Origin of the sequence: Microbacterium pasadenense, assembly GCF_047246565.1 — a bacterium.
GTDB lineage: Bacteria > Actinomycetota > Actinomycetes > Actinomycetales > Microbacteriaceae > Microbacterium.
This window is the reverse complement of record NZ_JBFOKN010000002.1, coordinates 259336-274063: the sequence shown is the minus strand read 5'-3', so window position 1 is coordinate 274063 and position 14728 is coordinate 259336. Positions and strand designations below refer to the sequence as shown.

Annotated in this window: 11 protein-coding genes and 1 pseudogene; 8 read left to right on the top strand and 4 right to left on the bottom strand. The window is 72.1% G+C overall.

Features of this window, described 5'->3' with window-relative positions:
* Window positions 1-22 precede the first annotated feature (22 nt).
* From idi to AB3M83_RS07335, 7 genes and pseudogenes are all read left to right on the top strand, one after another.
* Entirely contained in the window at window positions 23-571 is a 549-nt protein-coding gene (gene idi, locus AB3M83_RS07365) for an isopentenyl-diphosphate Delta-isomerase (RefSeq protein ID WP_412946513.1), read from the top strand.
* The gene (locus AB3M83_RS07360) at window positions 568-1632 is read left to right on the top strand and encodes a polyprenyl synthetase family protein (protein ID WP_412946511.1); all 1065 of its coding nucleotides are present in this window, start codon (window positions 568-570) and stop codon (window positions 1630-1632) included. Before idi ends, AB3M83_RS07360 begins: the two co-directional genes overlap by 4 nt.
* Window positions 1629-2483 (top strand): phytoene/squalene synthase family protein, encoded by an 855-nt coding sequence (locus AB3M83_RS07355; RefSeq protein ID WP_412946509.1) that lies wholly within the window; start codon window positions 1629-1631, stop codon window positions 2481-2483. Before AB3M83_RS07360 ends, AB3M83_RS07355 begins: the two co-directional genes overlap by 4 nt.
* Window positions 2432-4036 (top strand): annotated as a pseudogene (gene crtI / locus AB3M83_RS07350) (phytoene desaturase family protein); the annotation flags it as partial. The gene AB3M83_RS07355 and the pseudogene crtI, both read left to right, overlap by 52 nt.
* 4 nt (window positions 4037-4040) lie before the next feature.
* Window positions 4041-4376 carry a lycopene cyclase domain-containing protein gene (locus AB3M83_RS07345; protein WP_412946507.1) on the top strand — a complete coding sequence of 112 codons (336 nt, stop codon included), beginning with the start codon at window positions 4041-4043 and terminating at the stop codon, window positions 4374-4376.
* Window positions 4373-4681, top strand: a complete 309-nt coding sequence (locus tag AB3M83_RS07340; protein WP_412946504.1) for a lycopene cyclase domain-containing protein — start codon at window positions 4373-4375, stop codon at window positions 4679-4681. The genes AB3M83_RS07345 and AB3M83_RS07340 overlap by 4 nt, the downstream gene beginning before the upstream one ends.
* Window positions 4678-5553: a prenyltransferase gene (locus AB3M83_RS07335; protein ID WP_412946503.1), complete on the top strand. Its 876-nt coding sequence runs from the start codon at window positions 4678-4680 to the stop codon at window positions 5551-5553. Before AB3M83_RS07340 ends, AB3M83_RS07335 begins: the two co-directional genes overlap by 4 nt.
* An 18-nt stretch (window positions 5554-5571) precedes the next feature.
* Here AB3M83_RS07335 and AB3M83_RS07330 read toward each other — a convergent pair whose 3' ends face one another.
* Window positions 5572-8508 carry a UPF0182 family membrane protein gene (locus AB3M83_RS07330; protein ID WP_412946502.1) on the bottom strand — a complete coding sequence of 979 codons (2937 nt, stop codon included), beginning with the start codon at window positions 8506-8508 and terminating at the stop codon, window positions 5572-5574.
* Window positions 8509-8625: 117 nt separating this feature from the next.
* Entirely contained in the window at window positions 8626-9762 is a 1137-nt protein-coding gene (locus AB3M83_RS07325) for a YlbL family protein (protein ID WP_412946501.1), read from the bottom strand.
* Between the two features lie 126 nt (window positions 9763-9888).
* Here AB3M83_RS07325 and AB3M83_RS07320 point away from each other — a divergent pair, with 126 nt between their 5' ends.
* Window positions 9889-11304 (top strand): zinc-dependent metalloprotease, encoded by a 1416-nt coding sequence (locus AB3M83_RS07320; protein ID WP_412946499.1) that lies wholly within the window; start codon window positions 9889-9891, stop codon window positions 11302-11304.
* Between the two features lie 793 nt (window positions 11305-12097).
* Here the strand turns inward: AB3M83_RS07320 and AB3M83_RS07315 are convergent.
* Together AB3M83_RS07315 and nudC are read right to left on the bottom strand one after the other, a co-directional pair.
* Window positions 12098-13810, bottom strand: coding sequence for an ATP-dependent helicase (locus AB3M83_RS07315; RefSeq protein ID WP_412946497.1), 1713 nt, complete (start codon window positions 13808-13810; stop codon window positions 12098-12100).
* The gene (gene nudC, locus AB3M83_RS07310; protein ID WP_412946495.1) at window positions 13807-14709 is read right to left on the bottom strand and encodes an NAD(+) diphosphatase; all 903 of its coding nucleotides are present in this window, start codon (window positions 14707-14709) and stop codon (window positions 13807-13809) included. Before nudC ends, AB3M83_RS07315 begins: the two co-directional genes overlap by 4 nt.
* Window positions 14710-14728: the final 19 nt, after the last annotated feature.

Below are 14728 nucleotides of genomic sequence, written 5' to 3'. Positions count from 1 at the left end.
TCTAGCAAACAACGGAGCTAACATGTCGGACATCGAGTATGTCGTCCTCCTCGACGACCTGGGCCGCGAGGTCGGTACCGCCCCCAAGTCGAGTGTGCACGGTACGGACACCGCTTTGCACCTCGCGTTCTCGTGCCACGTCTTCAACGACGAGGGCGACGTCCTCGTCACCCGTCGTGCGCTGGACAAGACCGCCTGGCCGGGCGTCTGGACGAACTCGTTCTGCGGTCACCCCACGCCCGCCGAGCCCGTCGTCGATGCGGTGCACCGGCGTGCCGGATACGAGCTCGGCCTCACCCTGCGGGACGTCGAGCTCGCCCTTCCCCTCTTCCGCTACCGCGCGACGGATGCCTCGGGCATCGTCGAGCACGAGATCTGCCCGGTCTACACCGCGCGTGCCGCCAGCGGGCTCGAGCTGAACCCGCGCGAGGTCGCCGAGGCGCGCTGGGTCGATCCCGCCGACCTCGGCGCATCCCTCGGCACCACGCCGTGGGCGTTCAGCCCGTGGCTGGTGCTGCAGGCCCCGCAGCTCGAGCTGTTCCGCCCGGCCCTGGACCGGCAGGCCTCATGATCACGCTGGCGGATGCCGCGCGGCGCGAGATCGACGACGCCCTCGACCTCGCCCTGAACCGCCTGCGCGTGCGGTCCGCGGCGCTCGGCGAGACGGCCGGCGTGCTCGGCGAAGCGACCGCGGCAGCCGCCACGGGCGGCAAGCGCCTGCGTCCCGCGCTCGTGGTCGCCGCCTTCGAGGCGTTCGGAGGCGACATCGCTCACGCCCCGGGCCTCTGGCGCGTGGCGGCGGCATTCGAACTGCTGCACGCCGCGTTCGTCGTCCATGACGACCTGATCGACGACGACACCGAGCGCCGCGGCGCACCGAACGTCATCGGCCGGTTCCGCGCCCGCGCCGCGCAGCGAGGCGGCGACGAGGCCTCGGGCCGCACGCTCGGCAACGCCGCCGCCGTCCTCGCCGGAGACCTCCTCCTGTTCGAGGCGACCCGCCTGATCGCGACCGCGCCGGTCTCGGCGCCGCAGCGGGCGGCGCTGTTCGTCCTCCTCGACGACGCCCTCCTGGTGTCGGCTGCCGGCGAGCTGAGCGACGTGGAGCAGACCATCGGCGCCGACCTGCCCCCGTCCGAGTCGCTCCTGCGCACCGCGCGGGACAAGACCGCCTTCTACTCCTTTCAGGCACCGATGGCCGCCGGCGCCCTGCTCGCCGGCGCCACCGAGTCCGAGCGCGCGGCGCTCGAGGCCGCCGGATCCGAGATCGGCATCGCCTTCCAGCTCGCCGACGACCTCATCGGCACCTTCGGATCGCGCGCCCAGGCCGGGCGCGAGCCGGGCGCAGACCTCCGGGCGGCGAAGCGGACGCCCCTCATCTCGTTCGCCGCCGAGACCGACGCGTGGCCCCGCGTGGCATCCGCCCTCGCCCTCGCCCCCACCGGGCCGATCGCGATCCGGCGGGCCCAGCGCGAGCTCGATGCGAGCGGCGCCCGCCAGCGCGCGGTCGACCTCATCACCGCGACCCTGCGTTCCGCCCGCACCCGCGCCGCCGACGCCGCGCTCCCCCGCGACGCCGTCGTGCTCCTGGCCGCCCTGGCGGCCGCCGTCGACGAGCGGATACCGCGATGACGGCCTCGCTCTACGACGTCACCGCGCAGGCGGCCGCGGCATCCGTCATCCGCGCCTACTCGACGTCCTTCGGGATGGCGACCCGCCTGCTCGGCCCCCGCGTGCGCGGGCACGTCCGCAACGTGTACGCCCTCGTGCGGGTCGCCGACGAGGTCGTCGACGGCGCGGCGGAGGATGCCGGGCTGCCGGTCGAGGCGCAGCGGACGGTGCTCGACGACCTCGAGGCCGAGACCCTCGCCGCGATGGCCTCGGGATTCAGCTCGAACCTGATCGTGCACGCCTTCGCGCTCACCGCCCGCGAATGCGCGATCACGCCCGACCACGTGCGCCCGTTCTTCGCGTCGATGCGGACGGATCTCGAGCGCACGTCGCACGACGACGCCTCGCACGACGACTACGTCTACGGCTCCGCCGAGGTCGTCGGACTCATGTGCCTGCAGACCTTCGTCAACGCGGGCCGCCCGGGCCGCCCGGTGCCCGCCGACGAGACGCTCGTCACGGGCGCACGGCGTCTCGGCGCCGCGTTCCAGGACATCAACTTCCTGCGAGACCACGCCGACGACGCCGAGCGCCTCGGCCGCGACTACGTCGGCGTCGGGGATCCGGCCCGGCGCGCCGCGCTCCTGGACCGCATCGACGCCGATCTGGACGCCGCCGCGGCCACCGTCCCGCTGCTGCCGCGGGACTGCCGCGCCGCCGTCGCCACCGCTCACGGCCTGTTCGCGTCGCTCGCCCGGCGCCTGCGCGAAGCCGGCGCCACCGACGCCCGCATCCGGGTTCCGAACGCCGTGAAGGCCACCATCGCCGCGCGCTCCGCCGCCGGCATCCGACCCCGACGGAGACTCGTATGACCCGCCGCATCGCCGTCATCGGCGGAGGTATCACCGGCCTGGCCACGGCCGCACTGCTCGCCGACCGCGGCGACGACGTCACCGTGTTCGAGGCGCTCGAGACGGTGGGCGGCCGTGCGGGATCGTGGCAGAAGGACGGCTTCCGCTTCGACACGGGTCCGAGCTGGTACCTCATGCCCGAGGTGTTCGACCACTTCTTCGAGCTGCTCGGGACGACCGCCGCGGCGGAACTCGATCTCGTACGGCTCGACCCCGCCTACCGGGTGTACAGCGAGGGCGAGCGCCCGTTCGACGTCGTGTCGGGCCGCGAGGCGGCCACCGCCGCCTTCGAAGCCCGCGAGGCCGGAGCCGGCGAGAAGCTCGCCGCCTACCTCGACTCCGCCGCCGAGATCTACGATCTCGCCGTCTCGCGCTTCCTGTACGACCCGTACGTGTCGTGGAAGGGCCTCACGCATCCCGCCGTCCTCCGACGGCTGCCACAGCTGGCGCCCCTCCTGACCCGATCGCTCGCGAGCCACGTCGAGAAGCGCTTCACCGACCCGGTGCTGCGCCAGATCCTCGGCTACCCGGCCGTCTTCCTCGGCAGCTCGCCGTTCGACGCACCCAGCCTGTACCACCTCATGAGCCACCTCGACCTCGATGACGGCGTCCTCTACCCGCGGGGCGGATTCGTCGAGATCATCGCCGCGGTGGAGCGCCTCGCCCGCGCGCGCGGAGTCCAGATCCGCACCGGCGCCCGCGTCACCCGCATCCTGACCGAGGGGACCACGGCCACGGGTCTCGAGCTCGCCGACGGCTCCGCCTTCGCCGCCGACAGCGTCGTCTCGACCGCCGACATGCACCACACCGAGACGGCCCTGCTGCCTCCCGAGCTCCGGTCACGGAGTGAGAAGTGGTGGGACAAGCGGGTCTCCTCCCCCGGCGCCCTCCTGCTGCTCCTCGGCGTCGAGGGCGAGCTGCCGCAGCTCGCGCACCACACCCTGCTGTTCACGAAGGACTGGGCGGGGAACTTCGACGCCATCTTCGGCGACGCCGCGAAATCCGCCCCCGTCATCCCCGACCCGGCCTCGCTCTACATCTGCCGTCCCAGCGCGACGGACGACGGCGTGGCGCCGGCGGGGCACGAGAACCTCTTCGTCCTCGTCCCGATGCCCGCCGCCCCCGAGCTGGGTCACGGCGGTGTCGACGGGGACGGCGACGCGGTCATCGAGGCGGCGGCGGATGCCGTCATCTCGCAGATCGCCGAGTGGACCGGCGTCCCCGACCTGGCCGATCGGATCCGCGTGCGTCGCACGATCGCCCCCGCGGACTTCGTCGAGGATTTCGGCGCGTTCCGCGGCGGCGCGCTGGGCCTCGCTCACACGCTGGGCCAGTCCGCCATGTTCCGTCCCGGCAACCGGTCGAAGGTCGACGGCCTGCTGTACGCGGGACACTCCGTCCTCCCCGGCGTGGGTCTTCCGATGTGCCTCATCTCGGCCGAGCTCGTCGTGAAGCTCCTGGACGGCGACTCCGCGACGGGACAGCTGCCGGTCCCGGCGGCCGCGGAGCGCTGAGGCGGTGCCGGGCCTCTACCTGCTCGCGCTCCTCCTGTCGGCCGCCGGCGTCGCCGCCCTCGACGTCCGCTTCCGCCTCGTGATGCCGGTGCAGCCGCTGCGTGCCCTCGTGGCGGTGGCGATCGGGACGGTCTTCTTCGTCGCCTGGGATCTCGTCGGCATCGCCGCGGGCGTGTTCGTCCGTGGCGACAGTCCGCTGCTGCTCGGGATCGACCTCGCGCCTCACCTGCCGCTCGAGGAGCCGGTCTTCCTCGCCTTCCTCTGCTACCTGGCCCTCGTCCTCCACGCCGCGGCCGCCAGACTCCCCCGTCGGCGACCGAGTCGGAAGGGCGCCGCGTGACCTACCTGCTCATCGTCATCCCGTTCGCCCTGGCCACGGCCGCGGTCGCGCTGGCGACGGCGCGGCTGCCGCGCTTCGGACACCGTATGCGCGCCTCGGCATACGGAGCGCTGGCGCTCTGCATCCTGACCGCCGTCTTCGACAACCTCATGATCGCCGCAGGCCTGTTCACCTATCCCGAGCACCACATCAGCGGCATCCGGATCGGGCTGGCTCCGATCGAGGACTTCGCCTACCCCGTGTGCGCCGCCTTCGCGGTGCCCGCGGTCCTGACCCTGCTCGCACCACGGAAGGAGCGCGTGTGAACGCCGGAGCCTTCACCCGCCAGCTCATCGTCTCGTCGCGACCGGTCAGCTGGATCAACACGGCGTACCCGTTCGCGGCCGCCTACCTCGTGACGACCCGCGAGATCGACCTCGTCCTCATCGTCGGGACGATCTTCTTCCTGATCCCCTACAACGTCGCGATGTACGGCATCAACGACGTGTTCGACTACGAGTCCGACCTGCGGAACCCCCGCAAGGGCGGTGCGCACGGCGCGATCCTCGACAAACGGCTGCACCGGCCGACGCTCTGGTCCGCGGCCGTCCTGTGCGTGCCGTTCATGGTGTTCCTCGTCGTCGCCGGGCCGCCGCTGTCGTGGGCGGTCCTCGCCCTCAGCATGCTGGCGGTCGTGTACTACAGCGCACCGCCGGTGCGACTGAAGGAGCGGCCCTTCGCCGACTCGCTGACGAGCAGCGTCCACTTCTTCTCGCCGGCCGTGTACGGCCTGGTCATGGCGGACGCGGCCTGGTCATGGCAGCTCGTCGCCGTGATCGTCGCCTTCGCGCTGTGGGGCGTCGCCTCGCACGCCTTCGGAGCCGTGCAGGACGTCGTCGCCGACCGCGAGGCGCAGATCTCGTCGATCGCGACGGGACGAGGTGCGGCGTGGACCGTGCGCTTCGCGCTCGTCACGTACGCGGCGTCCGGCGTCGTCATGCTCGGAACCGCCTGGCCCGGTCCGCTCGCCGCGGTCGTCGCGATCCCGTACCTCGTGACTGTGTGGCCCTACCGCTCGGTCAGCGACGCGGACTCCGCGCGCGCCACGGCTGGCTGGGACCGGTTCCTCTGGCTCAACCAGTTCGCCGGATCCCTCGTCACCCTGCTGCTGATCTGGTGGTGGGCGCTCACCGCGTGAGCGCCCACCACCGTTCGATCACTCGCCCTCGAGCTCGAGGAGCTGTTCGATGATCGCGGTCAGCCGGTCGTCCTGCTCGCCGTAGGCGGCCCAGTCGCCCTCGGCCATCGCGGCATCACGTGCCTGCATGGCCTCCTGCGCCTGCTGAAGCAGCTCGTCGAACTCCGCCGCCGGTGCCGTCGGTCCGGTGCCGGGATCGCTCGGTGCCGGAGTCTCGTCGGGTGCCGGGGTCTCGCCGGGTGCCGGCGTCTCGCTCGGGGTCGGGTCGGTGCCGTCGTCGCCCGCGACGGCGCCCGAGTCGCCGCCGAAGAGCTCGTCGAGCGCCTCCTGCAGCGTGTCCTCGAAGGCCACCTCGTCGCCGAACGACACCAGGATCTTCCGGAGGGTCGGCAGCTGCGTACCGCTGGAGGCCTGCACGAAGACCGGCTGCACGTAGAGCAGACCGCCACCGACGGGCAGCGTCAGCAGGTTGCCGTTGAGCACCTGCGACTGACCCTGCTTCAGCAGGTTGAGCTGCTGCGAGATGGTCTCGTTCGAGTTGAACGTGTTCTGCACCTGGCCGGGACCCGGGACCGACACGTCGGCGCTGATCTCCAGCATCCGCAGCTTGCCGTAGCCCTCCGCCTTCGCGCCCTTCTCGCCCCCGGCGTTGGAATCCACCGCCAGGTAGCCCATGAGCACGTTGCGTGCACCGTCGCCGACGGATGCCGGGATGAACGACGTGAACATGGAGTACGACGGGTCGTCCTGACCGGGCATCTGCATCGTCAGGTAGTACGGCGGCTGCAGGTTGGACTGCGTCACCGGGTCCTCGGGCGTCCGCCACGCGTTGTCGCGACGGATGAAGGACTGCGCGTCATCGACGTGGTAGGTGCCGAGCATGGCCCGCTGCACCTTGAACAGGTCGGTCGGGTAGCGCACGTGGCTCATCAGGTCGGCCGACATCTCCGAGATGGGCTGCAGCGACGTCGGGTACACCTTCTGCCAGGCCTGCAGCAGCGGGTCCTCTTCGTCCCACGCGTACAGCGTGACGGACCCGTCGTAGGCGTCGACGGTGGCCTTGACCGAGTTGCGGATGTAGTTGACGTCGTCGAGGGCGACCCGCGGCTGCGCGTTCGTCGCGTCCGAGATCGAGTCGCGGAGGCTCACGATCGACGAGTACGGGTAGTTGTTGCTCAGCGTGTAGCCGTCCACGATCCACACGACGCGCCCGTCCACCACGCTCGGGTACGGGTCGCTGTCGAGCTCGAGGTACGGCGCCACCTTCTCCACGCGGTCCCGCGGGTTGCGGTCGTAGAGGATCTGCGACTCGTCGTTGATGCCGTCCGAGAACAGGATGTCGGTCGACTGGAACTTGAGCGCGTACAGCAGGCGATTGAACGGGTTGCCCACGTCGGGACCGCCGTCGCCCTCGAACGTCGTGCGGGTCTGGCCGGCGCCGTCCTCACCACGCGGGTAGTCCAGCTCGACGGGCTCGGAGCTCTCCGGGGCGCCGACGATCGAGTACGGCGGCGAGTTCTCGCCGAAGTAGATGCGGGGCTCGTAGTCCGAGCCGTCGGTCAGCTCGCCCGCCGTGGGGATGCCGCGCTCGAGGAACACCGGGTTGCCGTCGCCGGTCCGGTCGTTGCCCTTCGCGGCCACCATGCCGTAGCCGTGCGTGTAGACGAGGGTGTTGTTGTACCAGGACTGTGCGGTGCCCAGCTGATCGAGGTTCAGCTCGCGGACCGAGACCACGGCATCCTGCATCTCGCCGTTGATCTCGTAGCGGTCGACGTCGAGCGGGTTCGTGAAGCGGTAGTACGAGCGGTACTGCTCGAGCTGGCGCACGGTGGGGCCGATGATGGCGGGGTCCATGATGCGCAGGGATGCCGTCGTCTCGGCATCCGCCCGGAGCTGACCCTCTTCCGCCGTCGTGACGGCCTTGTAGTCGGTCTTCTCGAGGTCCTCGATGCCGTAGGCGAACTTCGTCGCGGCGAGGTTCCGCTCCACGTACTGCGCCTCGTACGTCTCGAGGTTCGGCGCCACCTGGAACTGCGTGACCGCCCACGGGTAGGCGACGCCCACGACGAGAGACGACACGATGAGCAGCGCGGTGCCGATGAGCGGGAAGCGCCAGCGGCCGATGACGGCCGTGACGAAGAAGAGGACGGCGACGATGGCGGCGGCGATCGCGAGGATCGCGAGACCCGGGATCACCGCGTTGACGTCGACGTAGCTGGCGCCCGTGAAGCGGTCGCCCTGGGTCGTGAGCGTCTTGTACCGGTCGAGCCACAGGCTGACCGCCTGCACCGCGAGGTACAGCCCCGCGACGATCGCGAGCTGGATGCGGGCGGACTTGGAGATCCGCAGCTCGCGCTGGCCGACGCGGACCGAGCCGTAGAGGTAGGCGACGACGACGGTGACGAGCAGGCAGATCAGCAGAACGGCCGACGCGAACCCGAGTGCGGCGCTGTACAGCGGCATCTGGAAGAGGTAGAAGCCGGTGTCCATCCCGAACTGCGGGTCGGCGTCACCCGTGCTCACGCCGTTGGCCCACAGCCACACCGTCTCCCACTGCGCGGACGCGGCGAAGCCGGCGAAGAAGCCGAAGAACACCGGGATGCCCCACATCGCGAGGCGACGCAGCGGCTCGATGACCTCCTGGTAGTGGTCCAGCTGCGAGCTCAGCCGCGCGTAGACCGGGCGGAGCCGGTAGGCGAGCTGAATCGCGGCGAAGACGGGGACCGCCATCGCGACGAAGCCGACGAGGAACATGGCGACGCGCGCGATCCACTGCGTCGTGAGCACCCCGTCGAACCCGAGCTGGCGGAACCACAGCCAGTCGGCGTACAGACTCGCGAAGGCGAAGAATGCGATGACGAGCACGATCAGAACGCCGATGGTGATGGCGATCGCGCGGCGGACAGGGTTCGGAGGCGAGGGCGTGGCCGGGCCCGCGGTCGGTGTCGAGGTCACTTCTCCATCCTAGGCGGGACCCTCAACGGCGGGCTCCGCGGCCGGGTGCGCTCAAGGCGTAATCGCAGGCGCCGAGGCGGCGGCGCGTGATCGCAGGCGCCGAGGCGGCGAGCGGGGTCAGCCGGTGGTGCAGGTCGCGAGATCGTCGGCACCCTCGCCCGAGCTGATCGCCTCGAGGGCCGCGAGCGACTGCTCGAGCGTCTCGACCGACACGACCCGGAGATCGCCCGGAACGTGCCCGACGACCTCGTCGCAGTTCGTCGCCGGTGCGAGGAACCAGTCGGCGCCGGCATCCTGCGCGCCGTAGAGCTTCTGGCGGATGCCGCCGATCGGACCGATCGCCCCGGCGGCGTCGATCGTGCCGGTGCCGGCGATGTGCTCGCCGCCGGTCAGCTCGCCCGGCGTGAGGGTGTCGATGATGCCGAGGGCGAACATCTGCCCGGCGCTCGGTCCGCCGATCCGGTCGAGCTGAATCGTGACGTCGATCGGGAAGTCGTAGTCGTGCGCCGTCGTGATGCCGATCAGCCACAGGGTCTCGCCGTCCACCGTCGTCTCGGTCGGAGTGACGCTGACCTCGCGTTCCTCGCCGTCCCGCCGCACCACGATCGTGACCGGGTCGCCGCCGAGCGAGTTGATGACCTCACGCAGCTGCTGCGTCGTCTCGATGGGACGTCCTTCGGCGGAGACGAATCGGTCGTCGACCTCGAGGACGCCCGCCGCAGGCGAATCCTCGCTGAACCCGTACACGCTCACGTGCGGCTCCACGTCGTACCCGAGCTCGGTCAGCGCGGCAGCCGTAGCCTCCTTCTGCGAGTCGACCATGAGCGCTGCGCTCTCCTCGTTCCGCTGCTCGACCGTCGTCCCCTCGGGGAAGATCTGCTCGATCGGCAGGACGGCCTTCGACGAGTCGAACCAGGCCATCGCGAGCTCGAACCAGGAGGGCGTCTGCTCGCGGTTTCCGCGGACCTGCACGGTGGTCAGGTCGAGCGAGCCCTCCGCGGGGAACGTCTCGGCGCCCGAGATCGAGATCAGCGGAACCTCCTCGCCGTCGGCGTTCTCGGCGGTGCCGAGCGTGTTCACGACCGGCCCCTGGCCCTGGATCACGTAGGCGGTGGGCAGGAAGGTGAGGACCAGCAGCGCGACCAGCGCGACCGCCAGCGCCCACACGCCCACACCGGGCCGGCCGAAGCGGCGGCGTCCGGAATCGGCGGGAGCGGCATCCGCTGCGGGAGCGGCATCGTCGAACAGGGACACGCAGGACCTTTCCCCGTCGCTCGTTCGCGACCGGCGTACACGGCACGGGTCCCGCTCGAACCGTGCGGTGGAAACCCGCGACTAGCGTAGAACCAGATGTCTCCCCCCTGCTGAAAGGCGCCTGACATGACCGACGACGACCGACCCGGCGACGACGATCTTGCCGAGATGCTGCGACGCCTCCTGGGCGGGGACGGCGACCTCGACGCCGAGCAGCTCCGCGCGATGTCGGGCATGAACATCGACCCCGCGATGATGCAGAACGTGATGCGCCACCTGCAGAACGCCATGGCCGGCGGCGACGACGAGGGCATCGACTGGTCGTCCGCGAAGACGCAGGCGCTGCACACCGCGAACCGCGACGGCCTCGGCATCTCGACCGGCGACCGCCAGGAGTTCGACTCCGCCTTCACGCTCGCGTCGCTGTGGCTGAGCGAAGCCACCGTCATCGCCGATCTGCCGATGCCCCCGAAGGCGATCACCCGCGGGCAGTGGGTGGAGGCGACCCTCCCGGTCTGGCAGGAGCTCGCCGAGCCGGTCGCGTCCTCGATGAGCAACGCGCTGCTGGCGGCGCTCGAGTCGCAGACGCCTGAGGAGATGCGCTCCGCCATCGAGGGCGCGGGACGGATCATGCGGAAGGTGGGCGGCGCGCTCTTCGCCGGGCAGCTCGGCACCGTCATCGGGCGGCTCTCGCTCGAGGTCGTCTCGGGCGGAGACGTCGGCATCCCGCTCATGCCGGACGGCGACGCGACGATCCTGCCCCAGAACTTCGCGGACTTCGGCCGGGACCTCGAGATCGACGGCGACCAGCTGGCCCTCGCGCTCGCGACCCGCGAGCTCGCGCACGCCCGGCTGTTCCGGCACGCCCGCTGGCTGCGCCTGCACGTCATCTCGCAGATCACCGACTTCGCCCGCGGCGTGCACGTCGACGTCGACGCCCTCGAGGAGCTGGCGTCGCGCTTCGACCCGTCCTCCCCCGAGGAGCTGCGGGAGGCCATCGAGAGCGGTGCGCTCATCCCGCCGCGCTCCGAGGCTCAGATCGCCGCGCTCACGCGCCTCGAGAACCTGCTCGCCACGATCGAGGGCTGGGTCGACGTCGTGACGGCGGACGCCCTCACCCGCCTGCCCGCGGCCGACCGGATCGCCGAGGTCGTGCGTCGCCGCCGCGCCGTCGGGGGTCCCGGCGAGCAGGCGATGGCATCGCTCGTCGGTCTCGAGCTGCGGCCCCGCCGGCTCCGCGAGGCCGCCGCCATGTGGCGCGCGGTGACGGATGCCGTCGGCACCGCCGAGCGCGACAGCCTCTGGGACTACCCCGACCTGATGCCGACCGCCGAGGACATCGACGACCCGGCCGGGCTCGTGGCCCGGCTGCAGGCCCGCGCCCGCGGCGAGGAGCCGGCACGCGACGCCTTCGACGACGCGCTCGCCGCCCTCCTCGACGAGGAGGCGAACGGCGGCTCCGCGCCGGCGGCCTCCGACGGGGACGACGACGGACGCGGCGACGCCGAGGGCGACGAGCCGACGGGTCCCCGGCCCGTCTGATCGGGGGCTCCTCCACAGCGACCCGATCCCGGGCCGCCCGCGCGGGTGCTGTGGACGACGACCGCGTGACACCCCCGGCCGGGGCACAATCGCGGCATGCTCCGCCTCGCCGCCTCGCACCTCCCGCTCTGGCGGACGCCGTCGACCGTGCAGCTCGGTCCCGACGACCCCCACCCGATCGACGGCGTGAGACCGTGGCAGGAGCGCCTGCTCGACGAGCTCGTCGCCGGGATCCCCGACGCCCGCCTCGGTCCGCTCGCCCGCGAGCTCGGGACGACCGAGCAGGAGGCGGCGGCGTTCGTCGCCCGGATCGGCGACGCCCTCGCCGACTCCCCCGCGGCGTCTCCGGCTGCGCGGGTCGAGCTGCCCGCCGACCTGTCGAGGACCGACGAGGCGACGCTGCTGGCCGGCTTCCGCGCGGCCGGCATCCGCGTGTCCGAGTGCGAGCGCTGGCCGCGGACGGCGGCCGACCACCGGGAACCGGTCCTCCTCGTCGCGCATCGGCTCGTCGACCCGCATCGAGCGGCTCGGCTGGTCGCCGAGGACGTGCCGCACCTGCCGATCGAGCTGTTCGGCGATCGGATCACGGTGGGCCCGTTCGTCGTACCGGGTGCCTCGGCGTGCCTCGCCTGCGTCCACGCCGCGCGGCGGGACGCGGATCCGCAGTGGCCGCTCGTCGCGGCACAGCTGCTGGCTCGGCCCGCCGCGCCGACCGAGCCGCTGCTGCTCATGGAGGGGGCGATCCTGGCCGGCCGGCTGCTCACGCGCGGCGCGGCCGGACGCGCCGTGACCCTCAGCGCCGGGGACGTCCGCCGCGTGTGGCGCGCGCACCGCCCTCACGCACGGTGCCTGTGCCGATCTCCTGAAGGAACCTCGACCGCTGCCGCTCCCGATGACCCGACGCCCGAGACCACGAGAGCGACAGCGTACGCGCGGCCCGCGTGATGCCCACGTAGGCGAGTCGCCGCTCCTCGTCGACCTGCTCGAACGTCGTCGCGTACGAGATCGGCAGGAGCCCCTCGGACATGCCCATGAGGTGCACGTGATCCCACTCGAGGCCTTTCGCCGCGTGCAGCGTCGCGAGCGTGACGGTCTTCAGCGCGGGCTCGTGCTGGGCCTTGGCCCGCGCCGTGAGCTCGTCGGTGAACGCGCGCAGGGTGGTGCCCTCGGGCGCCTCCTCGGCGAGCCGCAGGACGGCGGCGCGCGCCTCCCACGAGTCGCGCAGCGCGCCACCGGCGGGCGGCGCCTCGTCGCTGAGACCGAGCGAGCGCAGGACGTCGCGGACCGTCGCGACGAACGTCCCCGTGAGCGGGGCGACCGAGGCGCCGCGCAGCGCCATGAGGGCCTGGCGCACCTCCGGCAGGTCCCAGAACCGCTTGCCGCCGAGGACGGTGGCGGCGATGCCGCGCGATGACAGCGCCGCCAGCAGAGGCGCCGACTGGGCGTTCAGCCGGTACAGGACGGCGATCGTCCGGGGGTCGACGCCGCGGGCCAGCTGCACCGCGACCCGATCGGCGACACCCTCGGCCTCCGCCGAGTCGTCGTCGAACGCGACGACTTCGGGCGAGGGCCCGGGCTCCGCGCCCGCCTGCAGCTGCAGGGCTCCGGGGCGGCCGCGCATGAGCTCGTTCGCGACGGCGAGGACCGCGGCATCCGACCGGTAGTTGCGCTCCAGCCGTACCACGTGCGCGTCGTCGTACCGGTCGGCGAAGTCGAGCAGATACCGCGGGTCCGCGCCCGCGAAGGAGTAGATCGTCTGACTCGCGTCGCCGACCACGCAGAGGTCGCGGCGATCGCCCAGCCAGAGTTCGAGCAGCCGGTGCTGCACCGGCGACACGTCCTGGAATTCGTCCACCGTGAAATGGCGGTACTGCTCGCGGACGGCGGCCGCGACCCGGGGCTCGGACTCGATCATCCCGGCGCACGCCAGCAGGACGTCCTCGAAGTCCAGCTGACGGCGCTCGTCCTTGACCCGCTCGTACGCGGTCTGCAGATCGACGAGAGGTCCGATGGCGAGTCCGGGGAGGCCCGTGGGCCGCGCCTGCGCGTACTGCTCGATCGTGCGCATCGTCACCTTGCGCCACTCGATCTGCGACGCGACGTCCCGGAGGGTGGCGGCATCCAGCCGCAGTCCCATCTCGTCGGCCGCGTGCCCGAGCAGCCGCAGCTTCCGGTCGACGATCGCGGGCGCGGTGTCGCCGGCGACCTGCGGCCAGAAGAAATTCAGCTGCGCGAGCGCCGCGGCGTGGAACGTGCGCGCCGCGACGCCCTCGATCCCGAGACCCCGCAGGCGGCCGCGCAGCTCACCCGCGGCCTTCGTCGTGAAGGTGACGGCCATGACGCGGCTGGGCGAGTACGCCCCGGTGTCGACGCCGTGCGCGATGCGGTGCGTGATGACGCGGGTCTTGCCGGTGCCGGCACCCGCGAGCACGCAGACGGGCCCGCGCAGGACGGATGCCGCTTCGCGCTGACGCTCATCGAGGCCGGACAGGGCGTCCGAGCTCACGAGCGGCTCCAGGCGGTGATGAGGCTGCGCGCGATCGACGCAGGCCCCGGCAGGCGCAGCTCGCCCTCGCCGGCGAGCCCGCGCCGGATCTCGTCCCGGTCGAACCACCGGACGTCGAGGATCTCCTCGCCGTCGGGGCGGGCCTCCGCGTCGTCGACCGCGCTCGCCGAGAAGCCGAGCATGAGCGATCGCGGGTACGGCCACGCCTGCGAACCGCGGTACGCGAGCCGGTCGAGCCGCACGCCCGCCTCCTCGGCCACCTCGCGGTGCACGGTGGTCTCGAGGGACTCCCCCGCCTCGACGAAACCCGCGAAGGTCGAATACATCGGGATGTCGCCCCAGGCCGCGTTGCGGCCGAGCAGCAGCCGGTCGCCGTCCGCGCTCGCCACCGCCACGATGACCGCCGGATCGGTGCGGGGGAAGTGCTGACGGCCGCAGTTCGGGCACACGCGCGACCAGCCGGACTGCCGGACCTCGGTCCGGGTCCCGCACGCGGGGCAGAACGGCGCGTCGATCAGCCAGCGCCCGACACTCAGTGCCTGGACGAAGCGGCCCGCCTCGTCCGCCGGAAGGTCGCCGCCGACGGCGCGAAGGGCCGCCCAGGAGGCTGCGCCGAGGTCGGGCTCGCCGGCCGTGGCCGCCGTGATCGCGGCGAGGATCGCGTCGCCCTTCGCATCCCGTCCGAGGAACGCCCACTCCGCGTCGGCGGGGGCGTCGTCCGGCGGCACGAGGTGCAGCGATCCGCCGTCGCCGAGCGGGGCCCGGTCGCCGTGGAGCACGAGCACGCGCGTCGCGACGTCGCGGCGGGCGCGATCCATCAGCTTCTCGTCGAGCCGCTCGTCGGCGGCGCGGTCGATGACCGCGCGGGCCAGAGGCGGCGGGACGTCCTTCGTCGTCATCCAGGACCTCTCTTGCGGG